This window comes from Rheinheimera sp. (assembly GCF_036782235.1).
Taxonomy (GTDB): Bacteria; Pseudomonadota; Gammaproteobacteria; order Enterobacterales; family Alteromonadaceae; genus Pararheinheimera.
Window position 1 is genome coordinate 93,485 of sequence record NZ_DAIPZL010000004.1, and the last position, 23,362, is coordinate 116,846.

The 23,362-nt window shown below is 50.6% G+C and carries 22 protein-coding genes; 13 read left to right on the top strand and 9 right to left on the bottom strand.

Going from position 1 to position 23,362, the window contains the following annotated elements:
• Positions 1-92 precede the first annotated feature (92 nt).
• The 3 genes from V7P87_RS06190 to V7P87_RS06200 all read left to right on the top strand — a co-directional run bounded on the left by V7P87_RS06190 (position 93) and on the right by V7P87_RS06200 (position 5,599).
• On the top strand, positions 93-965 hold the full coding sequence (locus V7P87_RS06190; protein WP_296297723.1) for an HDOD domain-containing protein: 873 nt from the start codon (positions 93-95) through the stop codon (positions 963-965).
• A gap of 670 nt (positions 966-1,635) precedes the next feature.
• The gene (locus V7P87_RS06195; protein ID WP_333796654.1) at positions 1,636-3,132 is read left to right on the top strand and encodes an MFS transporter; all 1,497 of its coding nucleotides are present in this window, start codon (positions 1,636-1,638) and stop codon (positions 3,130-3,132) included.
• A gap of 37 nt (positions 3,133-3,169) precedes the next feature.
• Positions 3,170-5,599, top strand: coding sequence for a glucan 1,4-alpha-glucosidase (locus V7P87_RS06200; RefSeq protein WP_333796655.1), 2,430 nt, complete (start codon positions 3,170-3,172; stop codon positions 5,597-5,599).
• A gap of 162 nt (positions 5,600-5,761) precedes the next feature.
• Here V7P87_RS06200 and rlmF read toward each other — a convergent pair whose 3' ends face one another.
• From rlmF to V7P87_RS06215, 3 genes are all read right to left on the bottom strand, one after another.
• Positions 5,762-6,727, bottom strand: coding sequence for a 23S rRNA (adenine(1618)-N(6))-methyltransferase RlmF (gene rlmF / locus V7P87_RS06205; RefSeq protein ID WP_333796656.1), 966 nt, complete (start codon positions 6,725-6,727; stop codon positions 5,762-5,764).
• 11 nt (positions 6,728-6,738) lie between these two features.
• A complete protein-coding gene (locus V7P87_RS06210; RefSeq protein ID WP_333796657.1) occupies positions 6,739-7,779 on the bottom strand; it encodes a LacI family DNA-binding transcriptional regulator in 1,041 nt (346 codons plus the stop codon).
• Positions 7,780-7,963: 184 nt separating this feature from the next.
• On the bottom strand, positions 7,964-8,176 hold the full coding sequence (locus V7P87_RS06215; protein WP_333796658.1) for a hypothetical protein: 213 nt from the start codon (positions 8,174-8,176) through the stop codon (positions 7,964-7,966).
• Between the two features lie 163 nt (positions 8,177-8,339).
• On the opposite strand from V7P87_RS06215, the gene V7P87_RS06220 reads away from it, so the two are divergent.
• From V7P87_RS06220 to V7P87_RS06235, 4 genes are read left to right on the top strand one after another with little or no spacing between them, the layout of a single operon-like run.
• The gene (locus V7P87_RS06220) at positions 8,340-9,200 is read left to right on the top strand and encodes a MipA/OmpV family protein (protein WP_333796659.1); all 861 of its coding nucleotides are present in this window, start codon (positions 8,340-8,342) and stop codon (positions 9,198-9,200) included.
• Between the two features lie 20 nt (positions 9,201-9,220).
• Positions 9,221-9,589 carry a DUF3019 domain-containing protein gene (locus V7P87_RS06225; protein ID WP_333796660.1) on the top strand — a complete coding sequence of 123 codons (369 nt, stop codon included), beginning with the start codon at positions 9,221-9,223 and terminating at the stop codon, positions 9,587-9,589.
• Entirely contained in the window at positions 9,589-10,281 is a 693-nt protein-coding gene (locus V7P87_RS06230; RefSeq protein WP_333796661.1) for a response regulator transcription factor, read from the top strand. The genes V7P87_RS06225 and V7P87_RS06230 overlap by 1 nt, the downstream gene beginning before the upstream one ends.
• Position 10,282: 1 nt before the next feature.
• Positions 10,283-11,536: an ATP-binding protein gene (locus tag V7P87_RS06235; protein WP_333796662.1), complete on the top strand. Its 1,254-nt coding sequence runs from the start codon at positions 10,283-10,285 to the stop codon at positions 11,534-11,536.
• A 4-nt stretch (positions 11,537-11,540) separates the two neighbouring features.
• Here V7P87_RS06235 and V7P87_RS06240 read toward each other — a convergent pair whose 3' ends face one another.
• A complete protein-coding gene (locus tag V7P87_RS06240; RefSeq protein ID WP_333796663.1) occupies positions 11,541-12,215 on the bottom strand; it encodes a DUF3334 family protein in 675 nt (224 codons plus the stop codon).
• Positions 12,216-12,459: 244 nt separating this feature from the next.
• Between V7P87_RS06240 and V7P87_RS06245 the strand changes: the two genes are divergently transcribed.
• The 3 genes from V7P87_RS06245 to V7P87_RS06255 all read left to right on the top strand — a co-directional run bounded on the left by V7P87_RS06245 (position 12,460) and on the right by V7P87_RS06255 (position 15,834).
• A complete protein-coding gene (locus V7P87_RS06245; protein WP_333796664.1) occupies positions 12,460-13,932 on the top strand; it encodes a hypothetical protein in 1,473 nt (490 codons plus the stop codon).
• 17 nt (positions 13,933-13,949) lie between these two features.
• Entirely contained in the window at positions 13,950-14,504 is a 555-nt protein-coding gene (locus V7P87_RS06250) for a sugar O-acetyltransferase (protein WP_333796665.1), read from the top strand.
• A gap of 139 nt (positions 14,505-14,643) precedes the next feature.
• Entirely contained in the window at positions 14,644-15,834 is a 1,191-nt protein-coding gene (locus tag V7P87_RS06255) for a Bcr/CflA family multidrug efflux MFS transporter (RefSeq protein ID WP_333796666.1), read from the top strand.
• Here the strand turns inward: V7P87_RS06255 and dusC are convergent.
• A complete protein-coding gene (dusC, locus tag V7P87_RS06260) occupies positions 15,819-16,763 on the bottom strand; it encodes a tRNA dihydrouridine(16) synthase DusC (RefSeq protein ID WP_333796667.1) in 945 nt (314 codons plus the stop codon). The genes V7P87_RS06255 and dusC overlap by 16 nt on opposite strands.
• A 139-nt stretch (positions 16,764-16,902) precedes the next feature.
• Between dusC and V7P87_RS06265 the strand changes: the two genes are divergently transcribed.
• Positions 16,903-17,082, top strand: a complete 180-nt coding sequence (locus V7P87_RS06265) for a hypothetical protein (protein ID WP_333796668.1) — start codon at positions 16,903-16,905, stop codon at positions 17,080-17,082.
• A gap of 30 nt (positions 17,083-17,112) precedes the next feature.
• Here V7P87_RS06265 and V7P87_RS06270 read toward each other — a convergent pair whose 3' ends face one another.
• Together V7P87_RS06270 and V7P87_RS06275 are read right to left on the bottom strand one after the other, a co-directional pair.
• Complete coding sequence (locus V7P87_RS06270; RefSeq protein ID WP_333796669.1) at positions 17,113-18,039, bottom strand: endonuclease/exonuclease/phosphatase family protein; 927 nt, start codon at positions 18,037-18,039, stop codon at positions 17,113-17,115.
• Complete coding sequence (locus V7P87_RS06275) at positions 18,036-18,887, bottom strand: ion transporter (RefSeq protein ID WP_333796670.1); 852 nt, start codon at positions 18,885-18,887, stop codon at positions 18,036-18,038. Before V7P87_RS06275 ends, V7P87_RS06270 begins: the two co-directional genes overlap by 4 nt.
• Positions 18,888-19,053: 166 nt before the next feature.
• On the opposite strand from V7P87_RS06275, the gene V7P87_RS06280 reads away from it, so the two are divergent.
• Positions 19,054-19,929: a matrixin family metalloprotease gene (locus V7P87_RS06280; RefSeq protein ID WP_333796671.1), complete on the top strand. Its 876-nt coding sequence runs from the start codon at positions 19,054-19,056 to the stop codon at positions 19,927-19,929.
• Between the two features lie 51 nt (positions 19,930-19,980).
• Here the strand turns inward: V7P87_RS06280 and V7P87_RS06285 are convergent, their stop codons facing one another.
• Positions 19,981-20,214 (bottom strand): hypothetical protein, encoded by a 234-nt coding sequence (locus V7P87_RS06285; protein ID WP_333796672.1) that lies wholly within the window; start codon positions 20,212-20,214, stop codon positions 19,981-19,983.
• A gap of 310 nt (positions 20,215-20,524) precedes the next feature.
• Between V7P87_RS06285 and V7P87_RS06290 the strand changes: the two genes are divergently transcribed.
• The gene (locus tag V7P87_RS06290) at positions 20,525-21,070 is read left to right on the top strand and encodes a DUF4256 domain-containing protein (protein ID WP_333796673.1); all 546 of its coding nucleotides are present in this window, start codon (positions 20,525-20,527) and stop codon (positions 21,068-21,070) included.
• Positions 21,071-21,170: 100 nt separating this feature from the next.
• Here the strand turns inward: V7P87_RS06290 and fusA are convergent, their stop codons facing one another.
• Complete coding sequence (gene fusA, locus V7P87_RS06295) at positions 21,171-23,273, bottom strand: elongation factor G (protein ID WP_416354579.1); 2,103 nt, start codon at positions 23,271-23,273, stop codon at positions 21,171-21,173.
• Positions 23,274-23,362 lie beyond the last annotated feature (89 nt).

Here is a 23,362-nt window from a genome sequence, read left to right on the forward strand (position 1 = left end):
CTGCCAATTTTTGTTTTTCTGCACTAAGCCCCACTGCAGTTCTTGCCACGAGCAGATATACTGTTTTTTTATTTTGCCTCTGGAGCTGCTGTATGGTGAAGCCTATTGATATGTCGTTGGTTGAAAATGCTTTGGCTGGTTTTACCATTCCGCCCCAACCCGACGTATTGCTGAGGATCAAACAGGAAATTGAACTGGAAGATCCGGATATCAATACCATAGCGGCGCTGATCAATATGGACATCGGCATTGCCGGTTTTACGCTCAAAGTGGTGAACTCAGCCTATTTTGGCCTGCGCCGCAAAATCAGCTCTATTGAACATGCCTGTAAATTTCTTGGTTTAAACCGGGTGATTAAACTGGTTACCAGTGTGGTGCTGCGTTTTACCTTAAGCGACGGCCGCAGCGACCCTTTTACACTCAAACTGTGGAACAGCGCGATGAATGTCGGCAGCGCCGCTATGCTGATAGCGCAGCAGCTGCGCTTGGGCAGTGACTGTGCCGACGACTGTTATAGTCTGGGTTTATTTCACAATGCCGGCATTAGTTTGATCCAGGCGCAGTTTCCCGACTACGCCAAGGTGCTGAAAGTCGGTTTGAGCAATCAGATGCTCTACACCGAGATTGAACAAAGATATTTCCATACCAATCATGAAACTCTGGGTTATCTGATAGCACAGGCCTGGGGGCTGGCGCCGGAAATTATTAATGTGATTGCCAACCATCACAATCCGGATGCGGTGTTGTTATCCACTGATTTATATGAAAAACGACTCTTTGCCATTTTAAAACTGGCCGAACACCTGACTGGCGAAGAAGCCAGCCTGTTTGATGTGACCTTAGAGCAGGAATGGCGCCAGTACGGTGAAGCTGTACTGGATATTCTGGAGCTGGACGAAATGCAAATGCCGGATTTAGGTGATTATTTATTACAAAACGGCGTTGAAAACCATTATCACCGTTAAAGCCTGGCACTGATCTGCCACTGCAAAGTCTCGCGCCACAGTGCAACAAAGGACGACCCTTTTTGCACTGCAGCGGTTCAACAGAGCGCCAGACTGCACCAGTATTGGGCAACTGCCGCTGTCTGAATACGTATTCATCTTGTTGTCACAGTCAATTCACGTTATCAAAGCAGACATTGTAGTTTTGCAACTGAAGACAAGAGCGCAAACCAAGCGCCGAACTACTTCATAACAACATGTTTTTGCAGAAAAAGCTGGCAAATAAGGCGGGTAAACCCCGCCTTATTGTTGTTTGGTCCTTTCAGCTGAAAGGTGCACTCTGCACGCAAAATCTGTCTGCTATGCTAGGGGTCTGCTGGCTCATTGTTGGGTGAGTTTTGTTCAATCGGGAGCCGCTAGCCCGCGAAAGGAGCCACGAAGCTTAGTCTTCTAAGCGAGTGGCGAGTGACAAAGGGCTGGCGTCTTCCCGGTTGAACCCCTGGGGCTGCGCCAGGCTGACATTTCTACGGTGTTAGCGCACGCTCATGCAGAATCACTGCACATCGCGAGCGCTGCCTTGTATAAAAGCCAGCCAGGCAGCAGCAAAAACATACAACAATGGGTCAGCAGACCCTAAACAAAAAAACAGCGATCCGACCACGGATACAGAGCACTTTGACGGGGAATCACAATGCAACAACAAAAGCCCAATCTCAGTTTTTGGCAAATCTGGAACATGTGTTTTGGCTTTTTGGGCATTCAATTTGGTTTTGCCCTGCAAAATGGCAACGTCAGCCGGATTTTCCAGACTTTGGGTGCCAGCATTGATGAAATCCCTATTTTATGGATTGCTGGCCCGCTGACCGGTTTATTGGTGCAGCCGGTGGTGGGTTATTTCAGCGACCGTACCTGGAACAAACTGGGCCGGCGTCGCCCTTACTTTTTTTATGGCGCTGTGCTCACCACGCTGGCGCTGTTTTTTATGCCCAATTCACCCACTTTGTGGATGGCGGCCGGCATGCTGTGGATTTTAGATGCCTCCATTAACATCACCATGGAACCTTTCCGTGCTTTTGTCGGTGACAACCTGAACCAGCAACAACGTCCGCTCGGTTTTTCGATGCAGAGTTTTTTTATTGGTATTGGCGCCGTGGTGGCATCTGCCCTGCCTTATATGCTCAGCAACTGGTTTGATGTGGCCAATACAGCGCCGGCCGGTGAAATTCCTGATTCAGTCAAATATTCGTTTTACGCCGGTGGTGTGGTGCTTTTTGCTGCCGTGCTCTGGACAGTGATGCGTTCTACCGAATACAGCCCGGCGCAGCTGCAGGCCTTTGGTGAAGCCGAAGATGAAGTTGCCCCTGCCAGCGAAAATCCGGCCCGTTATTGGCGAAGTGGCGCTGTGTTCAGCCTGATTGGCGCTGCTGCTGTGGCTTTTGTCTGGTTGTACAGTCTGGATAAACAGCTGTATGTACTGGGCGGCTGTTTACTGGCTTTTGGTTTATTGCAGTGGCTGGTCAGCGCGCAGAAAAACAAACAAGGCAAGGGCATGTTAGTGCAGATTGTCGACGACTTATTTACCATGCCAAACACCATGCGCCACTTGGCCGTAGTGCAGTTTTTTTCCTGGTTTGCGCTGTTTTCCATGTGGATTTATACCACGGCCGCTGTCACTTCGGTGCATTACGGAAGTTCAGACCCAACGTCAGCCGCTTACAACGACGGTGCCGACTGGGTCGGTTTGTTGTTTGCCATTTATAACGGTTTTGCCGCTATTGCCGCCATTGTGATCCCCTGGGTGGTTAAACGTACCTCATTACAAATCAGCCACAGCATCAATTTGCTCTGCGGCGCTCTGGGTTTAGTGTCGTTTTTATGGATCAAAGACCCGGCACTGTTGTGGTTGTCGATGATTGGCGTGGGTGTTGCCTGGGCTTCTATTTTGTCTTTGCCTTATGCACTGCTGGCCGACGCTTTGCCCAGCCAGAAAATGGGCGTGTATATGGGCATGTTTAACTTTTTTATTGTATTGCCACAGCTGCTGGCCGCTTCAGTGCTGGGCACTTTATTAAATGTATTTTTTGACGGTCAGGCCATTTATGCCCTGGCTCTGGGTGCCGCCAGTCTGGTGATAGCCGCCTTGTATGTGCTGAGTATCAAAGTGAAACGCCAGCAACACTCTATGTAAAACTGACGCATTTGCGCACAACATACGGAACTTTCTGATGAAATCGCTGATAAAACCCATGTTTCCTTTTGCTGCCCTGAGCGCAGCACTGCTGCTCAGTGCCTGCCAGCCTGCAGCTGACTCAGCCGCCACCAACAGCACAGCGCCAGGTGCGCCCGGCGCCGCCTCGACCTGGGCTTATGCCGGTAAACAGGGCATTGGCAGCTCCTACGAGCAGTATCACCAGGGCGCTTATAGCAATGAGGCAGCAACAGGGACAGTGTCCAAAGTGTGGTTTTCACTGGCACAAGGGGTATTAACCGAAACCATGGCGGGCCTTATTCATCAGGCACAGCTGCGGGAAATGCAGTTTGTGGTCAAAGGTGCCGGTTTTGTTGATGAAGAAAAAACCGCAACTGTGTCCAGCATTGATTATTTATACAAAGACGCCGCCGGTCGGCCTTTGTCTTTGGCTTATAAAGTGGTGAATAAAGCCAAAAACGGTCAATACGAAATTGAAAAACATATTTTTACCGACCCATCCGGCCAAAGCCTGGTGGTGCGCAGTTATTTCCGCCCTTTAGCCGACAATCTGCAGCTGTTTGTGTATCTGGACCCTGCACTTGGCAACACCGGCAGCAATGACCAGGCTTTTGTTAAAAACCAGATGATCCATGCCACTGAAGGCAAAGCCGCGTTAACTTTAATCAGCCAGCCGGCATTTACAAAAGCCAGCACTGGTTTTGTCGGGGTGTCAGACGGTTTAACTGAACTCAAAACCAGCCAGAGCTTTGACAATATTTACCAAAGCACAGGGGACAAAGCAGGCAATGTGGCCGCCTTAGCACAATTACCTGCAGTCAACAAAGGTGAAACCGGCCAGTTTGATCTGGTGATTGGTTTTGGCGACAGCACTGAGCAGAGCCAGCAAGCCGCTGAAGCAACTTTCAAACGTGGTTTAGACAAGGTTTTAGCCGAATATAATGGCCTGGGGGATGCCATCGGCTGGGAAGATTATCTGCAAAGCCTGCCACAACTGAACACTCTGGCCAATACGGCGATGGACAACGGCAAACTGCTGTTCACCAGCGCTATGGTACTTAAAGCTCAGGAAGATAAAACCCATGCCGGTGCGTTAATCGCGTCTTTGTCCAACCCCTGGGGTGATGTAAAGTCGGCCGAACAAAGCCAGACCGGTTATAAAGCGGTATGGCCACGCGACTTTTATCAGGTGGCCATGGCGATGCTGGCTTTGGGTGATGAACAAAGCCCCAAAGTGGCTTTTGAATATTTAACCAAGGTACAGGTCAGTGACAAAACGCCGGCTTATGTCGGCGCTCCTGGCTGGTTTTTACAAAAAACCCATGTTGACGGCACTCTGGAATGGGTGGGGATTCAACTGGATCAAACCGCTATGCCTATTATGCTGGGCTGGCGTTTATGGCAACAGGGGTTGTTGTCTGAGGCTGAGCTCAAAGACTGGTATCAGCGTATGCTCAAACCTGCCGCCGATTTTCTGGCCAAAGGCGGCAATGTCAAACTGGACTGGAATGACATTCACTTAACACCACCTTCAACCCAACAGGAGCGCTGGGAAGAACAAGGGGGTTATTCACCTTCCACTATTGCCGCTGTGATCAGCGGTCTGGTGGTAGCGGCTGATATTGCCAAAGTCAGTGGTGATGCCACCTCTGCTGAACTGTATTTAACCAAAGCGGACGAATACAGCGCCGGTCTGGAAGCCAAAACCTTTACCACCCAAGGTACGTTAAACAAAGCTCCGAGCGATGGTCAGTATTATCTGCGCATTAACAGCAATGAAGATCCAAACGATCAGAGCAAACTGGCTGATCGCAACGGCATCAGTAATGTCAACGAAAGTGATGTAGTGGACGGTGGTTTCCTGGAACTGGTGCGTTATGGCGTGCGTAGTGCTGAGCACCCGGCCGTGCTGGCCACTTTAGGTGAGCTGGACAATCAAAGCCTGCCGGATGCACTGCGCGTTAAATATGAGTTCAGCTTTGCCGGCATCGAAGGCACTTTACCGGGCTGGCGCCGTTATGGCCTGGATGGTTATGGGGAAGACACCGACACCGGCATGGGTTATGCCAAAGGCCCCAACGACAGCAATACCGCCGGCCAGCGTGGCCGCGTCTGGCCAATTTTTTCAGGCGAACGTGGTCATTATGAACTGGCTGTACTGCAACAGAAACAACAGCCACTGACAGCCGAACAGCTGCAACCACTGCGTCACAACTATGTGCAGGCCATGGAGCAATTTGCCAATGAAGGCATGATGTTGCCTGAGCAGGTGTTTGATAACGTTGGCAATAATTCGGTGTATCAGTACAGCGCAGGCGAAGGCACCAACGGCGCCACACCACTGGCCTGGAGCCATGCTGAATATATCAAACTGTTGCGTTCACTGAACGATCAACAGGTATGGGACAGATACCAGCCGGTTGAGCAGCGTTACAGCAAACCATAACTGTCATTTGACATCACCAACTCTCCCGCCCCCGGTGTCTTGTTGCGATGCAAACATCGGGGGTTTTTCTTTGCCGCTCATCGGACTGGCACAAACGTCATCGGGCTTGAGCCGTCAGGCATTAGCTGACGTGCTTTTGCTGACAGGTATCGGGTAGCACAATCAGCGCCAGCGATGCTGACGCCACAGCTGCTGCTGCGCTTCGGTTAAAAAGGTCCAGGCAATAAAACGGCTTTGTTTATTGCCTTGTGCCATCTCTACCAGATGTTGTGCTGTCACGCCGGCTTGTGTTAATGCAGCTTGTAACGGCGCCACATGTTGTTGTTTGGATACCAGACAGCTAAACCAGAACACCTGGGAAGCCACTGCTTTGCTTTGGCTGATCATGCGGCGGATAAACGCCAGCTCACCCCCTTCACACCAGAGCTCGTGCGCCTGACCGGCAAAATTCAGTGCAGCTGCATCGTCGCCAAGTCCCAGATTCTGTCTTTTGCGTTCACTGCCGGCACCGGCATCAGCCGCGCTCTGATGAAAAGGCGGATTACATAAGGTGGCATCCAGATACTCACCAGCTTTGAGCAGATGATCAAAAATATGCTGATCTGAAGTTTGCTGGCGCAGTTCAATTTTGTGGCCAAGCTGATGGGCGTCAATCAGTTGCTGGGCGTGGGCCAGTGCACCGCTGTGAATATCGGAGGCCAGCACCCGGCAACCCAGAGTTTTTACCGCCAGCAACGGATAAATTAAATTGGCACCACAACCCACATCCAGCAGTGTCAGTTGGCTGAACTTTGGTTTTTTACCCTGATTGTTGTGCTGCAGCAAGTCCGCCAGATACAACAAATAATCCAGCCGTCCCGGCACAGGCGGGCATAAATAACCTTCAGGTAAATCCCAGTGTGTCAGGCCATAATGATGCGCCAGTAACGCCTGATTGAGGGTTTTGACCGCTTTGGGGTCGGCAAAATTGATGCTGAGTGTACCTGCCGCTGTGGTTTGCAAAAATGGGGTTAAGGCCGGCAAAGTATTACACAGCGCCGCCATATCATAACCCTGCTGATGCGGATTGGCCGGATGCAATTTGGCCGCAGCGGCCTTGGCGCGCTGCGGGACAGAATGTTTTTTCATAAAAAAGCAGGTCAGATTGAGTCAGTTGGTGCGGCACCACAAGAGCGTCGCACTATGATTTTAGGTTCAATTTCGGTTTGTTCGATATTTTCCTGCGCAATCAGCTTGAGCAGATTCACCACCAGCATTTCACCAGCCAGCGTGGTGTTTTGCTGAATAGTGGTCAGTGCCGGCGAGGCAAAAGAAGCCACCGGAATATCGTCAAAACCCACCACTGCCACATCAGCAGGTACCTGCATGCCTTGTTGCTGGAGGGCGCGGATCACACCAATAGCAATCAAATCACTGGCGGCAAAAATGGCGTCCGGCTGATGGCCCGCCGCCAGCAACTTTAAGGTGGCGTCAAAACCGGCTTGTTCAGTGGAGATAGCATCATACTGCGGCACAGCTTCCGCTTTGATATTCTGCGTTGATAACGCCTGAATAAAGCCCTGATAACGCTCAAAAAATTCCGGGCTATGTTCAGACGCATTGCCGATAAAAGCAAAAGAGCTGCGGCCAAGTTTGAGTAAATGTTCACCTGCTAACCGGCCACCCTGCTGATTGTTACTGCGGATGGTAAATTCCGGATGGCCCTGCACCTTGGCGCCCCAGCACACAAAATGGGTTTTTTGCGCCAGCAGCTGGTTCAGCTTTTCTTCGTAATCAATAAAGTCGCCGTAACCTAACAAAATAATACCGTCGGCTTTTTTACTGTCTTCATATTCGGCATGCCAGTCGTCACACAGCTGCTGAAAAGACACCAATAAGTCATGGCCTCTTTTGGTGCAGGCTCGGGTGATGCTGCCCAGCATCGACAAAAAAAACGGATTAATTTGTGAATCGTCTACTGTGGGATCTTCAAACAACAATAACGCCAAAGTACCGCTGCGTTGTTTGCGCAGGTTACTGGCGTTTTTATCCACTTTGTAATTGAGCTGTTTGGCGATGGCAAAAATACGGTCTTTGGTTTCCTGATTGACCGCCGGGCTATCACGCAAAGCGCGGGAAACCGTCGATTGAGACACTCCGGCCTGATAAGCGATATCAAATGATGTGGCTTTACCTTTCATGGCTGTCCCCCGTCAAAACCCAGTGCTGACAGGGAAAGAATGCTGCTGATGATGGAGACTGACACCGCACTTACCTCAGACTTTGCCGAACTGCGAGCAGAACAGGCGCAAACACCTGTTCATAAGGAGTGCTAAGGTGCCATAACCCTGCCCCCAAAGGCAAGGCTGATGCGATCTTCGTTTGTTATCTGGCGCTGTACCAACGGCTGGATTTCAGCCTTGTTGCAGCAAGATTTTTGTCTGTTGTGTTGCTGTACTCAGGACTGGCTGCGGCTTGCAAAGGGTCTGCAGCTTGCTGCTTTGGTAAAGGCACACAAGAACCCAGCACAGTTAACAAGGCAAAAGCCAGCAGCTGATTGCGGATCACCAACCAAGGTTGTGGCTCAATTTCAGACAATGTTGTTCTCCGGTCAGTCAAAACAGAACTGCAGTGTAAAAAAATCGACGCGACAGCTCTGTGACAAATCTGCCTGCATTTTGTGAAACATTGTTATTTGCACTTAAGCTCAGCATGCACAAATGCTAAAGTGCCCGGGTATTCCTAAGATGAGCTGTAGTCTATGCGTCTGCTGTTAGTTCTCGCCTGTAGTTTACCTTTATGGGCCTGGGGCAACGAATGCCAACAAGAAACCAATGCCACGGCCGGCCAATGTACCGAGCCGGGGCAATGGCATTTTGCGCTGGCAGCAGGGGCTGGCCACAGATCCAACCCACTGAATGGGGGCCATAATTTTCCACTGTGGCTGATCCCCGACCTGAGTTATTACGGCAAACACTGGTTTTTTGACAACGGCACCCTGGGTTATAACTTGCAGCTGAATTCGGCATTACAACTGAGTCTGGTCAGCCGGCTGAATGAAGAAAGGGGTTATTTCCGCCGTGCCGACGCCAGCAATATGTTCAGTCAGTCGCTGGTCAGTGAAATGGGCCTGGCCGGTCCGGTACAAAAAATGGCGACAGCTCCCGAACTTTCTATTGATAACCTGGCCAAACGCCCGACCGCCGTTGATGGTGGCTTGCAGCTGGACTGGTTTTTACCCAATATGCAGCTCAGAGCCAACTGGTGGCATGATATTTCAGGCCAGTATCACGGTCAGCATGCCAGTGTCAGCGTCAGTACCGGCTGGCAAAGCAGCTTTGGCCATTGGCAACTGAGCAGCAGTTTGTTGTGGAAAAATGCAGATTTGATCAATACCTATTATGGTGTTACTGAACAACAGTATTTTTCCAGTTATTATCAAACCGGCTCAAGTTGGCAACCCGAGCTGAAATTGTCCTGGAGTTATCCGCTAACTCCAGACTGGTCTGCTCTGGCGTTTTACCGCCATCGTTTTCTGGATGACGCTATGACCAATAGCCCGCTGGTCAATGAAGGCCATATCCGGAGCTGGTTTGTGGGAGTAACTTACCAATTTTTCTGATGCAAGGACGTACCACTGTTGTGATCTTTTTAAGCCTGTGGAGCCTGGTGGCGCAGGCGGCGCCTCCCTGTGCGCAAATGTTGTGCTGGCAGGTTGCGCCCACAGTCTGCTTGCTTGATCAGCAGCAGAACAACTGTCAGCTGCCGTTGCAACTAGACTGGCAAAGTGCCGAGCCGCTGTCGGCCTGTGCTTATCTGAACGACCGCCGGCTCCAGTGCTGGTCCGCCAGTCAGCAGGGTCAGTTGCAACAACAACTGTCGCTGGCCGGGCCCGCAAATCTTGAATTACGCGACATGCAACAACAAGTGTTGCTGCAACAGCAATTAACAGTGTTAAGCCGCCAGCCGGAACGGCGACGCAGACTGGTAGCCCCCTGGAGTGTATTCTGATGAACAAAATTTTGTTGGTGGAAGATGATCAGCGCCTGGCGCAACTGGTACAGAGTTTCTTAGTGCAGCAGGGTTTTGAGGTGCGGCTGGAAAGCAATGGCCTGGCGGTGGAAGCGGCCTGCCGCGACTTTGCACCCCAGTTGATAGTGCTGGATCTGATGTTACCCGGCATGGACGGTTTTGCCATCTGTCGTGCTATCCGCCCCTGGTTTAAACAACCTATTCTGATGTTAACGGCCAAAGAAAGTGATATTGATCAGGTGCTTGGTCTTGAGCTTGGTGCCGACGACTATGTGATTAAACCGGTCGAACCCAGAGTATTGCTGGCGCGCATTCATGCCTTGTTACGCCGCAGCCAACCCGGCGGCAGTCAGGAAAGCACTGAACTCGAATTTGGCCAGCTGAAGCTGAGTCAATCTGCACGCGAAGCTTATTTTGCCGGTCAATTGGTTGAACTGACCAGCTACGAGTTTGATTTATTGTGGATGCTGGCGAAAAATGCCGGCCAGACAGTGCGCCGTGAAGCCATTCACAAACAGATCATCGGCCGCGAATACGACGGTCTGGACCGCACCGTGGATGTGCGGGTGTCGCATATCCGCCGCAAACTGGGCGATAACGCCGACACGCCATTTCGCATAAAAACCGTCTGGGGTAAAGGCTACCTGTTTGTTGCCGACGCCTGGAACTGAGATGCGCCGGCTGTTTTTACATTTTTATCTGTTTATGCTGCTGGTATTGCTCGGCATCGGCTGGAGTGTTGACCGGCTGTGGCAACAAAGCCTGCCGCAGCAACAACCAGGCTGGGTCAGTTTACTGGGTCAGAGCCTGGCGTCACAACTGAATCAGCCCGACGCCAGCGCCGAACAAATTGCCAGCCAGCTGCAGTTACCACTGCAGCACCTTGCCATCAATGCTATTGCCTGGTCCGAACCTGAACAACAGGCGCTCAGCCGCGGCCAACTGGTACCGCTGTTTAGCGGTAACACTGTGTATTTTTACCGCCACAGCCACGACGAACAACAACTGTTGCAGTTTGGTCCGGTTGAAATCGAAGCTGGCAGCCATCAAGGCTATTTTTTTACTTTATTGTTTTTTGCTTTGCTGGCGATTGCTGTGGCCTTGTGGTTATGGCCGCTGGCGCGCGATATTCAGCAATTGCAGCATCAGCTCAAACAGTTTGGTCAGGGCATGCAACTGCCGGAACAAAAACTGCCTGCCCATTCGTTATTAGCCCCTATTGCCAACAGTGCCCAGCAAATGGCAGAGCAAATCCGCCGGTTAGTGGCACTGCAACGCGAAATGACCCATGCCGTGTCTCATGAACTGCGCACGCCTTTGGCCCGGCTGAGTTTTGCGCTGGAAATGCAGGATATCGCCCCCGCCGACAAACAGGCCATGCTGCAGGACGTTAAAGAGCTGGATCAGCTGGTGGACGAAATGCTCGATTATGCCCGGCTGGAATCACAGACAGTGCAATTAACCAAAGAACAGGTCAACCTGGCGGAACTGGCCGATAATCTGGTAGAAAAACTGACCCCTTTACCGGGCGCTGCCATCAAGCTGCAAAAACCGGACGCCTTGTGGTTATGTTGTGACGCCCATTATCTGGAGCGGGCATTACAAAATTTGCTGGTCAATGCCAAAAGATACGCCAAACATCAGGTGCAGCTGACGCTCAGCCAACAGCAGGATCAGTTGCTCGTCCGGGTGGAAGATGATGGCCCTGGTATAGCCCCGGAACAAAGAGACAACATTTTGCAGCCTTTTGTGCGGCTTGATGAAAGCCGCAGTAAAGGCCATGGTGGTTTTGGTTTGGGCCTGGCTATTGTCAGCCGTATTGTCAGCTGGCATCAAGGCCAGATCAACATTGGCGATTCAGCATTGGGCGGGGCTTTATTTGAACTGCGGTTGCCTGTTAAACAACCGCAGGTGACAAAATCCTGAGGTGTTATAACCCCAGGTTGGATAAAAAGTCGTCATCCACCAGGTTCTCAGCATCGGCCTGTTCCGGCTGCGTTTGCTGATTGGCATTGGCCAGAATATCGTCGACATTTTCATGTTCGGCTTTTTCAAAATCATGCAGCTGAATAAACTCGGTTTTATCCATCGCCAGTTCCATATAAAAAATATTATGCAACGGCGTACTGAAGGTCACGCGCCTTGCCTGTGGCTGGTCAAGCTGGGTGTTAATTAAAATCTGCACCTGCTTGTTAATGGCCATCATTTTTGGCTGGCTCTGGTTAATAGAGGTTTGTAAATCCACCCGCACTCTGTTGGTAAAGTCACCAACAATCTGGTTCATCAGCTCGCCCATCACGTTGCCCACTTCGTCTGAAGTGTGGAACTGCGCCAGCTCAGACTCCGGCATGCCCATACTCATCATGTATTTACGGTAAATTTCCATCGCTGCTTCTGAGGTGAAGTTAATAATCACCAGGCCGGAAAAACCTCCGTCAAATAACACAAAACAACCCAGATCCGGCCGCAGGCAGGTTTTATGAATTTTCTGCACCATAGGTGAATAAGCCACCTGTGCATTGCCGGCAGCCGCCAGCACCTGAGTAACAGAAGAACACAGCGTTAACAGGATCTCTTCTGTGGTAATAATTTTATTTTTTCTCATGTAGGCTCCCAACTGGCCCGGATAACAACAATGATGACTGAAACAGATAGATCAACAGTCACATGAACGACTTAGCTTAAGACTCGGTAATCTTCAAATACTAAGCCACCACTAGAGCGCATGCAACTTTGTTGCTGAATTGTCCTCTCTTTGGCAACAAAACAGCACTTTGCGAAAAGCCGCTGTTGCGCTAAGGTGTTGGCATTGTTTATTAACCAGATGATTTGCAGAGGAAATAGCTCAGATGCAGCTGACTGTAGATCCCCATGCCGACAAATCTTATGTCCGTCAGCTGAAAAAACTGATCAGCAGTTTGTTGTCGGTCAGCAGGTTTCAGCATTCGGTATACGGCCAGGCCAGTCAGTTTTTCCAGCACCAGCAGAAAAACAAAAGTGCGCTGGTGGCACTGCACCAAGCTTGTGAACAAACACAGCGCCAGCTAAAAACGGCCAACGCCAAGACCGAAGCCAGGCTGGTGCAACAAGCGCAACAATGTCAGCAGGCTCTGCGTGCCGAACAGGATAAACAAGAGCAGAAACGCCTGAACAACTACAGCCAGCTGTATTTGTTATGTCAGCAGTTTTTGCAAATGACGGAAGGCAGCAACAGAGCTGAGACTATTTTACGTTCGTCCAAAATGCTCGGCACCCTGCAATTACTGGCGCCAAGCGAAGGTGAACAAATTGCCACTGTGCAGCAAAAATACAAACCTTTTTACAAAGCCACGCTGAGCTTAAGGTTATTGGATCATCTGCTCAGTCAGGGCATGATCAGTAGCAGTTATATTCTGCAAAAAGTAAAAGCACGTAATCCGGGTGCAGGCATGGGCGACTATTGCCCGTTCCGCGATGATGTGCAAATTCCCTTGTTGATGGCGTTGTTATTACAGGACATTGGCCACACCCACCCCGACGCACTGTATATTCTGACCGGGCCAGAGGGCAAATTGCCACGCAGCCGCGAATTAGACAGCGACGAGCGCAACCGTTTTCTCGACATTAGCTTACAGGCCAGCCTGCAGTTTTTATTGCAGGGCATAGGTGCGCCCAAATACAGAGGCAACTCCAGAGCCGAGCGCGACAACTTTGATAAAAACGAGCAGGACAAACTGGCTTTTACCGCCACTTTGCTCAGAAATGCCGGCAACCCGGGCACAGGCGTAGGTAATCTGCTGAAAATTCCTCAGGTGTACGCTTCTGCCGTGCTGCCAGGGCGCAACAGATTTGATTACCAGGCACTGCCCAAAGTAGCGCTTATTCTAAAAGCCGGCGCAGCTGCCGGGCAGTATGATGAACGTATGGTAAAGTCGCTGCTCAGTATTACCGGCATTTTCCCGCAGGGTTACGGTATTGTGTTTTTACCCAGAGATGCCAGCGGTCAGCCACAGGAAAGGTACGAATTTGCCATTGTGAACTCACTGTACCCGCCGCAGCCGGAAGCACCTTTGTGCCGCATCGTCACCCGCAACCTGCATTACCGCAACAACCTGCCCAACTGCCATATCAGCGTGGCCTCCAACCTGTATTTCAAACCGGCACGGGAACAACTGGAAGTGGTACCACAGCAGCGGTTACAGGAAATATTAAAAAAGCTGTCGTCAGATTTTGCGCCTGGCCGCTTGCGGCGGTTATTACCCCGTTATTGGCATCCGGATGAGTTTTTTGCCGACCCCCGCCATCAGAACCTGTGGAACCGCACTGAACTGTTGGACAACTGACGTTTGCCGGAATTTGAATGACCGAAAAAGAAAAAATGCTCAATCAGCAATGGTTTAATCCGCGTGATACTGAACTTGCCAAAGCCAGAAGTCTGGCCAAACAAGCTTGCCGTGCGCTAAATCAGCAGGGGCCAGAGCCTTTTAAAAAACATCAGCAGCTGGCCAGACAACTCTTTGGTGCTGTGCAGTCCTGTTATATCGAACCGGATTTTTATTGTGATTATGGTTTTAATATCAGCCTGGGCGCACGGTTTTATGCCAACCATCATTGTGTCATTCTGGATGCCGCACCGGTGCAGATTGGTGACGATGTAATGTTTGGTCCTGGTGTTCAGCTTTATACCGTCACTCACCCGTTGGATGCACAACAAAGAGTCACAGGCATGGAACTGGCCAAACCTATTGTGATAGGGAATAGAGTCTGGATTGGTGGTGGTGCCATTATATTACCTGGGGTGAGCCTGGGTGACGAAGCCGTGATTGCTGCCGGCAGCATAGTGACCAAAGACGTGGCTGCCGGTATGCTGGTGCAGGGCAATCCGGCAAGGCCAGTGCGGCAGGTCAGTGCATAAAAACCCCAAATGAGCAGTTAAACTCCGGCTACAGCTGCAGTAAATCGACAGGTTATAGCGTATAACGGCCAATTTTATGCGCTTTTTCCGAACCGTGAAGCCATTACAATAACGGCATTTTTTAAGCCGGAACTTCAGCATGTCACGCGCCAGCCCTTCTTTTGCCCTTATTCTGCTTTTTGCCGCCATTATCGCCACCACACCGCTGGCCATTGATATGTATTTGCCGGCCATGCCGCAACTGGCCGACAGCCTGCACAGCAACTCAGTACTGGTGCAACAATCCCTTAGTATTTTTCTGGCGTTTTATAGCCTCGGCATGTTGTTGTTTGGTCCCTTGGCCGATGCCATTGGTCGCCGGCCGCTGGCGCTTTGGGGTCTAACAGGTTTTGTGCTGGCAAGCCTGCTGTTAAGTCAAAGCGACAGTATTGAAGCCTTTTTAAGCTGGCGTGCGCTGCAGGCGCTTTGTGGCAGCGCTGCCACTGTGGTGGTGCCTGGTATTATCCGGGCGCTGTATCAGGAGCATACCGCCAAAGGCATGTCTTATGTGTCGATGATGATGATGCTGGCCCCTTTACTGGCACCGGCCATTGGCAGTCTGGTGCTGTTTTGGGGCAGCTGGCACTGGATCTTTATTGTGCTGGCAGCCTATGCGCTGCTGATCCTGGCATTTTCGCTGCGGTATTTACCTGAGATCAACCAAAAAGCCGAACGGCAAAAACTGAACTTTTTTGGCTCTTATCAGGTGGTGTTTGCCCACAAAACAGCAAGGCCGCTGATTGCCATTTCGATGTTTTCATCCTTCAGCTTTTTTTGTTTTTTAACTGCGGTGCCTTTTGTTTATATCGACCATTTTGCCGTCAGCGAACAAATGTTCAGCCTGCTGTTTGGCCTGAATGTGCTGATGCTGATTAGCGCCAATTTTATCAACAGCAGGTTAGTGAGCCGCCTTGGCAGCCATCAGATGCTTAAAGCCGGCTGGCTCAGTGCTTTATGTTTTGCCACAGGCCTGGTGCTGGTCAGTAGCCTGGATTTAACTCTGACTTTGACTGTGCTGATGATAGCGCCTTTGATGGCAAGCCTTGGTCTGATAGCCACCAATGCTGACGCACTGATTTTAATGGCTTTTCCCAACCACAGCGGCACCGCAACAGCGGTGATTGGCACCCTCAGATTTGGCGCCGGTGCTGTAGCAGGGCCTTTATTAGCTTTGTGGCCACAACAAAATACCCTGCCCTTTGCGCTGTTGATGTTAGCAGGTGTACTGGCCATCAGCCTGGCGCGGCTTTTTATCCTGAAGGCACCCGCTGCTGATCAGTCCAGCGCCTGAAGTTCAGCTGTTAATAAACTGACAATGTCGGTACTTTTGCGCAACAACCGCAGTTGGGCAAATAAACCGGCGGCCTCAGGATATTGCAGTTTTAAATAACTAAACCACTGTTTAATGCGGTTGCCGTAATACAAACCTTTATCTCCGGCAATTTCAAACTCGGAGTAACGCATCAGTAGCCTGAGCACCACTGGCCAGGGCATAGCCTCGCCACCATTGGCGATACGGGCGGCCAGATTGGGCTGAGCTAAAGCACCGCGGCCCAGCATAATGTCGCTGCAGTTGGATTGTTCGCGGCAAAGTGCAGCATCGGCCGGCTGCCAGATCTCACCATTGGCGATCACCGGAATATCCACCACAGTGCGGATTTGTGCTATCCAGGGCCAATAGGCCGGTGGCCGGTAACCATCACTTTTAGTGCGGGCATGCACTGTTAATTCGGAAGCGCCGGCTTCATACAAGGCGCGGGCATTGTCGAGCGTCAGACTGGTGTCGTCATAACCCAGCCGCATTTTGGCGGTCACCGGAAAGTTTTTGGGCACCGCAGCGCGCACAGCTTTCACAATGGCATAAAGCTGCTCGGTTTCGCGCAGCAGCACTGCACCACCTTTGCTTTTATTCACCGTTTTGGCCGGGCAACCAAAATTCAGGTCAACACCAGGCGAGCCGAGCTCTACAGCCCGCGCGGCGTTTTCGGCCAGCCACTGTGGCTCTTGCCCCAATAACTGCACCCGCACCGGCGTGCCGGAACGGGTTTTGCCGTCCTGTAATAATTCAGGACAAAGCCTGGTAAAAACCCTTTTGGGCAGCAGCTGATCCACCACCCGCACAAACTCGGTGATGCATAAATCAAAACCGCCAATCTCGGTCAGCATTTCACGCATCAGGTGGTCAACCACCCCTTCCATTGGTGCCAGTATGATTCGCATCAGTTTGCCTCTTCAAAAACGGCCGACAGTGTAATTACTCCGGCGTTGAAAAGCCACCGCGGTGCTTTGCTTCGGAGTTTGGCCGAATAAGGCTTCTGGGTTACACTAAGCACCAGTTTGTGAAAGGCAGAGCGGCAATATGAGTTCGATCAAAGCGTTAAAAAAGAAAATCAGTAAAAGAGCCAAACAGAAAAAAAATATTCAGGTGAAAAACTCGATCCGGCTCAAACAAGCCAAGCAGGCCGCTGAGGCCAGCAGTGCTGAGCCAACAGCAGAACAAAGTGCCGCCAGCGACAATAACAGCCAGCAATCCGAATAACACAGCGTTTGAACAGAGGGCTGCGACAACCTAGTGCCGCAGCCTGATAGTGACAGTGACCATAGCGTGGTCACTACTGTAAGCATCCAGTTGATAATCCGGCTTTAGCAAATGCTGATCCCTGATATGCACTTCAGACACCCCGGCAAGGCTGTGCGCCTGCAGAGCGTCAAAGTCGGCCGACATTAACAGATAATCCAGCACCGAACCTTTAGCGCCATAATAGTGGGTGGCAGGCCTTGCCTGTGGTGCATCTGACCACAAATCCCAACTGTCTTTCAGCTGCAATGCCGCCCTTGGCATAGTGAGTGGCTGTAAAAACCCTGACTGCAGATTGTCATTAAAATCACCGCCCAGCACCACAGGATGGCCGTGCAGCTGTTGTTGCCGCTGCACCAGCTCCATCAATATGGCCGCTTCATAACCGCGCTGGGCACAAGCTGCAAAACGTCCCAGCGTATCGCTGCCGCCTTGCTCCAGCACTGCAGTTAAAGCCCGGCGGGATTTCAGATGCACCCCATAAAAATCACAGGCACCTATACCGGGCAAATACACTGTGGCCGCTAAAGGTGTGCGGCTAAACTGAAAATGATGAAGTCCCAGCGCCTTTAATAACGCCGCATCAGGCTCAGGCAAGTGGTGTTGTTTCAGCGGATAACGCGACGCAATAGCCACCACCGGCTGCAAATAAAAATGCCCATCCACCAGCAGCGGCTCGGCCGCCGCGACAAAATGGGAATACCCCAACTCCAGCAACAATTGCCTTAGCTCATCCACACTAAAGACTTCCTGCAGCAGCAGTACATCGGGGGCTGCAGCTGCAATGGTGCGGCGCAACCAGCTGGTTTTTTGTTGCCACTGCGCCTGACTATAAATATTGTCAAACTCGTAGCTCGCCAGCGGTGGTGCGGCAAAGTTTTGTAAATTTAAGCTGCTAAAACGAAGGCTTAAGCTCACCTGTCCGACTGCTCCTTGTTGAGTTCGGCACGTAATAATTTCAGCTCCTGGCGGATTTCACGCAGCTCTTCATGCAACAGTCGTTGCTCCAGCGCTTCGGCTTGTTTATCTTCTGCCCGCTCAGCAGCATGCTCTTCTTCACTGAAGGTTTGCATGGTGTTAACGATAATGGCAATAAACAAATTCAGCATAGTGAAGGTGGCGATCAGAATAAAAGGCACAAAAAACAGCCAGGCCAGTGGGAAAGTTTCCATCACGGGCCTTGCTATGCCCATAGACCAGCTTTCCAGTGTCATCACCTGAAACAGTGTATATAAAGAATGGCCTATGCTGCCAAACCACTGTGGAAAAGCCGCGCCAAACAATTTGGTGGCAATCACGGCAAAAACGTAATAAATCAGCAATAACACCGTGGCAATAGAAGCCAGGCCGGGCAAAGAACCGAGCAGGGCCGACACCACCCTTTTCATCGAAGGCACCATCGACAACACCCGCAATACCCTGAGCACCCTTAAAGAACGCAGTACGGCAAGAGGTCCGGACGCCGGCACCAGCGCTATGGCTATGACGGCAAAATCAAATAAATTCCAGGCGTCTTTAAAAAATGACAGCCGGTAAGCAAAAATCCGCAGTAGCAGTTCCAGCACAAAAACACCAAGCAACAGCCGGTCCAGGTTATGCAACAAAGTGCCGTATTGCGCCATTAATACCGCTGAAGTTTCCATGCCAAGCAGCACTGCATTGAGCAGAATCAGCGTTAAAATCAACCGGGTAAACCAGTTTTTTTCCACCAGCTGCTGCACCTTGACCTGCAGGCTGCTGTCTTGATATTGCACTTGTAATTCCATGTTGAACTCCGTGACAAAACTGGCGCCGATTGTAGCCAGCGTTGCGGCGCTTGCCCAGCGTCATTGTGGCTTTGAGCCTTCCCTGTCAGCAGATTGCACAAAAACAGCACAACGCTTGCCAAAAGCCGGTTGCTGCCGTTTAATCGCAGGCAAACAAGGAGTTTTTATGCAACGTTTGTTACAGCTGGTGTTTGTTGGCATTTTAATTTATTTAGGTTTCAGCTTCTGGCAAAAGGAACAACCTACCCTGGCTTTGCCTGTGCTCAGCAGTGGTCTTTGCAGCACACCGCTGGGTTGGAAACTGGGTTACCTGGATCCGGCTTTTAACCTCAGTGAAGCTGAGGCAACAGCTGCCATAGAGCAGGCGGCCCAGATGTGGAATCAGGCTTTTGGTCGTACTTTGCTGCAACAGGATGCACAAGGATTCAGCATTGATTTTCGTTATGACGAACGCCAGCAACAACTGCTGAAACAACATTTATTAAAACGTAATCTGGACAGATACGATCAGGCCATTTCACCCGGCATCGAACAGCTGCCACAAAAGTTTGCCGAGCTACAGCAGCAGATTGACAGCTTTAACCAGCAAAATGCCCGCCTGCAGCAAGACGTAGCGGCGTACCGGGCCGATGGCCCAAATGCCAGTTCTGAGCGGGAACAGCTGATGCGCCGCCAACAACAATTGCAACAGGAAGCCGCCTGGCTTGATCAGCAAAAACAACAACTGATGCGCGATCAGGACTATTTAAATGAAACTATTAAACAGCGTAACGAGCTGCTGACAACAGCAAAAACGCCAACACAACAGGTGCCTTTTGAAGTGGGTTTAATGAATATCAAAGCCGGTCAAAGAACCATGACCATTTTTGCTTTTGCGTCGAATCAGGATTTAGTCGCAACACTGGCACATGAATTTGGTCATGCTTTTGGTGTGGGTCACACTGACACTGACGATTCTATTATGTATCACAGTTTAACCAGTCAGCAGACTGCATTGACGCCCACCGACATCGCCGCTTTGCAGGCGCAGTGTCATTTCTAATCACAAACTGCTTTGTACAAAAATGCCGCCATACCAGATGGCGGCAAGTATTCAGGCCAGATGTTTACGCTCGGCTTGCGCCGTAATTAAAGACAACAATCTGTCCAGATTAAGTCGCTGGTAAGGCATAGTGCGCAGCGGTTTGCCCTGGCGGGCGATACTGATGTGTTGTTCTGCCAGCGTGATCACAGCGTTTTGTGTGATGATCTGCTGACCTTCAACACGGTAAGAACAATGGGCTAATTGCAGAAATTGCAGAATACGGGGTCGCGCATTGTGTGGCATGGGCTTTTCACCTCTTGTTTGCAATAGGGTTAGCGCGGTTTCACCATCACAACCAACCACCAGAATTGACACAGCTAACCGGCACACCCCTCGGCCAGAAATTATGCCATTCCCCCCGCGGCGATACGACTGTCGCTGGCTATTCCGGTGAAATCGCTGCTTGTGTGACTGCCACAATTCAGCAGAAGTTCAGTTTTTCTGGTCTGACCTTTACAGCATTTTGACCGGACTAAGCCTGCAGATGACTGTTGTATTCTTGGGAAAATGCTGGTTATGCTGTTGTGGCTCTCTACAACAGGAAATTTAAGCTATGGATAAGGCAAATACCGAAACATTGTTAGCAAAGTTACAACAGCGTTTTGTGCAGCATATGCAGCGTCATGCCGGCATCGAATGGCCGCAGGTATTGGAACGCTTATTAGCACAACCTGCCAAACTGCAGACTTTGTGGTTGATGGAACAAAGTGGTGGCGAACCCGATGTGATTGGGCAGGACCCCGCGCAAAACTGTTTTCTGTTTTGTGATTGTGCCGCCGAAAGCCCCTCTGGACGGCGCAGTTTATGTTATGACCAGGCCGCACTTGATAAACGCAAAGAAAACAAACCCTCAGGCGCCGCTGTGGCAATGGCATCGGAGTTTGGTGCTGAGTTGCTGACCGAGCAGCAGTACCGGGCCTTACAGCAACTCGGCCACTTTGATCAAAAAACCTCCAGCTGGCTCTGTACTCCAGCAGAGATCCGCGCCTTGGGCGGCGCTATTTTTGGTGACAGACGTTACAACAGGGTGTTTGTATACCATAACGGCGCCGAGTCTTATTATGCCGCCCGCGGTTTTCGTTTATTGCTGAGAGTGTAAAGCCTGTACCCACCCTGCCATAGCGGCCGCTCTTGCCGCCAGAAACATAAAAAAAGCCCCGCGGTTTGCACCAGCGGGGCTTTTTAAAGCTAACGGCTAATTAGTTTTTAGCAGCAGCTTTCTTTTCTTTCTCTTTGGCGATTACTGCATCAGCCACGTTAGCCGGGCACGGTGCATAGTGATCAAATTCCATCGAGAACTGGCCACGACCTGAAGTCATAGTACGCAGGGTAGAGATATAACCAAACATCTCTGACAGCGGAACTGTCGCCTTGATACGTACGCCAGTAGCGCCTGATTCCTGACCAGAGATCATGCCGCGACGACGGTTTAAGTCACCGATAACGTCACCAACGTGGTCTTCCGGCGTGAATACGTCAACTTTCATGATTGGCTCTAACAGCTGTGGACCAGCTTTAGGCATAGTTTGACGGAATGCACCTTTAGCAGCGATTTCGAACGCGATGGCTGATGAGTCAACTGCGTGGAAACCACCGTCGAACAGTTCAACTTCTACGTCTAATACCGGGAAGCCAGCCATAGTACCGGTCGACATCATCGACTCGAAACCTTTTTCGATAGCTGGGTAGAATTCTTTTGGAACGCTACCACCAACAACGGTAGAGATAAACTTGAAGCCTGAGTTTGGCTCGCCCGGACGAATGCGGTAGTCGATTTTACCGTATTGACCTGAACCACCAGACTGCTTCTTGTGGGTGTAGCTGTCTTCAACTTCACGGGTAATAGTTTCGCGGTAAGCAACCTGTGGTTGACCAACGATCAGTTCTACACCGTAAGTACGTTTCAGGATGTCTACTTTGATATCCAGGTGCAGTTCGCCCATACCTTTAAGGATGGTTTCGCCAGAATCCTGGTCAGTCTCAACGCGGAACGTTGGATCTTCAGCAACCATCTTACCGATAGCTACAGACATCTTCTCCATGCCGCCTTTGTCTTTTGGCGTCACAGAGATAGAAATTACTGGCTCTGGGAATACCATTGGTTCCAGCGTACATGGGTGTTTTGGATCACACAGCGTGTGGCCAGTCTGAGTGTTGTTTTTCAGACCTACTAACGCGATGATGTCACCAGCCTGAGCTGAGGTCAGGTCAGTACGGTCGTTTGCGTTCATCTCAACCATACGGCCGATACGTTCTGTTTTACCAGTGTAAGAGTTCAGAACTGTGTCGCCTTTGTTCAGCACACCAGAGTAAATACGGATAAAGGTCAGGGCGCCAAAACGGTCATCCATGATCTTAAATGCTAAAGCGCGGAACGGCTCGTCAGCAGAAACGATAGCGTGTTCGCCAGTCTCAGCACCTTCTTCATCAGTCAGTGGCTGTGGGTTTACTTCTGTCGGGTTCGGCAGGTAATCAACAACAGCATCCAGAACTAACTGCATACCTTTGTTTTTGAAAGCAGAACCACAGTAAGTTGGGAAGAATGCCAGTTCGCGGGTACCTTTACGGATACAAGCTTTCACTTGTTCCACAGTTGGCATTTCACCTTCCATGTACGCCATTAACAGGTCATCGTCCTGCTCAACAGCAGTTTCGATCAGTTGTTGACGGTACATTTCAACGTCGTCAGCCATGTCGGCTGGAACGTCAGTGATAGTGTAGTTTTCTGGCAGACCAGACTCATCCCATACATAAGCTTTTTGGCTCAGCAGATCTACAACACCAGTGAAAGTATCTTCACGGCCGATTGGCAATGTCATGATCAGTGGGGTAGCGCCCAGAACTTTTTTCACCTGTTCTGTTACGCGGATGAAGTCAGCACCAATACGGTCCAGCTTGTTTACGAAAATCAGACGCGATACTTTTGCATCGTTGGCATAACGCCAGTTGGTTTCTGACTGAGGTTCAACACCACCAGATCCACAGAATACACCGATACCACCGTCTAATACTTTCAGAGAACGGTAAACTTCAACTGTGAAGTCAACGTGGCCTGGTGTATCGATCACGTTAAAACGGTGACCTTTCCAGAAACAGGTAACAGCGGCTGACTGGATGGTGATACCACGCTCAGCTTCCTGCACCATGAAGTCTGTGGTTGATTCACCTTCGTGAACTTCGCCCAGCTTGTGGATTTTACCGGTCAGTTTCAGGATACGTTCGGTGGTGGTGGTTTTACCGGCATCAACGTGAGCGAAGATACCAATGTTTCTGTATAAGGATAAATCTGCTGACATAGTCATCTCGATTAAGCTAGGGTTTGAAAATAGGGCGACAATATACAGGATTTTATTTTGATTTGCCCGAAAAAAAAGCAGCGGGATCACGAAAT

What these genes read in the sequence shown, in the direction of transcription:
- V7P87_RS06240 (WP_333796663.1), bottom strand. Translation starts at nt 12,215, where the DNA reads ATGAGAAAAAATAAAATTATTACCACAGAAGAGATCCTGTTAACGCTG.
- V7P87_RS06220 (WP_333796659.1), top strand. Translation starts at nt 8,340, where the DNA reads ATGCGTCTGCTGTTAGTTCTCGCCTGTAGTTTACCTTTATGGGCCTGG.
- V7P87_RS06200 (WP_333796655.1), top strand. Translation starts at nt 3,170, where the DNA reads ATGAAATCGCTGATAAAACCCATGTTTCCTTTTGCTGCCCTGAGCGCA.
- V7P87_RS06280 (WP_333796671.1), top strand. Translation starts at nt 19,054, where the DNA reads ATGCAACGTTTGTTACAGCTGGTGTTTGTTGGCATTTTAATTTATTTA.
- fusA (WP_416354579.1), bottom strand. Translation starts at nt 23,273, where the DNA reads ATGACTATGTCAGCAGATTTATCCTTATACAGAAACATTGGTATCTTC.
- V7P87_RS06210 (WP_333796657.1), bottom strand. Translation starts at nt 7,779, where the DNA reads ATGAAAGGTAAAGCCACATCATTTGATATCGCTTATCAGGCCGGAGTG.
- rlmF (WP_333796656.1), bottom strand. Translation starts at nt 6,727, where the DNA reads ATGAAAAAACATTCTGTCCCGCAGCGCGCCAAGGCCGCTGCGGCCAAA.
- V7P87_RS06290 (WP_333796673.1), top strand. Translation starts at nt 20,525, where the DNA reads ATGGATAAGGCAAATACCGAAACATTGTTAGCAAAGTTACAACAGCGT.
- V7P87_RS06245 (WP_333796664.1), top strand. Translation starts at nt 12,460, where the DNA reads ATGCAGCTGACTGTAGATCCCCATGCCGACAAATCTTATGTCCGTCAG.
- V7P87_RS06255 (WP_333796666.1), top strand. Translation starts at nt 14,644, where the DNA reads ATGTCACGCGCCAGCCCTTCTTTTGCCCTTATTCTGCTTTTTGCCGCC.
- V7P87_RS06235 (WP_333796662.1), top strand. Translation starts at nt 10,283, where the DNA reads ATGCGCCGGCTGTTTTTACATTTTTATCTGTTTATGCTGCTGGTATTG.
- V7P87_RS06285 (WP_333796672.1), bottom strand. Translation starts at nt 20,214, where the DNA reads ATGCCACACAATGCGCGACCCCGTATTCTGCAATTTCTGCAATTAGCC.
- V7P87_RS06195 (WP_333796654.1), top strand. Translation starts at nt 1,636, where the DNA reads ATGCAACAACAAAAGCCCAATCTCAGTTTTTGGCAAATCTGGAACATG.
- V7P87_RS06250 (WP_333796665.1), top strand. Translation starts at nt 13,950, where the DNA reads ATGACCGAAAAAGAAAAAATGCTCAATCAGCAATGGTTTAATCCGCGT.
- V7P87_RS06275 (WP_333796670.1), bottom strand. Translation starts at nt 18,887, where the DNA reads ATGGAATTACAAGTGCAATATCAAGACAGCAGCCTGCAGGTCAAGGTG.
- V7P87_RS06265 (WP_333796668.1), top strand. Translation starts at nt 16,903, where the DNA reads ATGAGTTCGATCAAAGCGTTAAAAAAGAAAATCAGTAAAAGAGCCAAA.
- dusC (WP_333796667.1), bottom strand. Translation starts at nt 16,763, where the DNA reads ATGCGAATCATACTGGCACCAATGGAAGGGGTGGTTGACCACCTGATG.
- V7P87_RS06230 (WP_333796661.1), top strand. Translation starts at nt 9,589, where the DNA reads ATGAACAAAATTTTGTTGGTGGAAGATGATCAGCGCCTGGCGCAACTG.
- V7P87_RS06190 (WP_296297723.1), top strand. Translation starts at nt 93, where the DNA reads ATGGTGAAGCCTATTGATATGTCGTTGGTTGAAAATGCTTTGGCTGGT.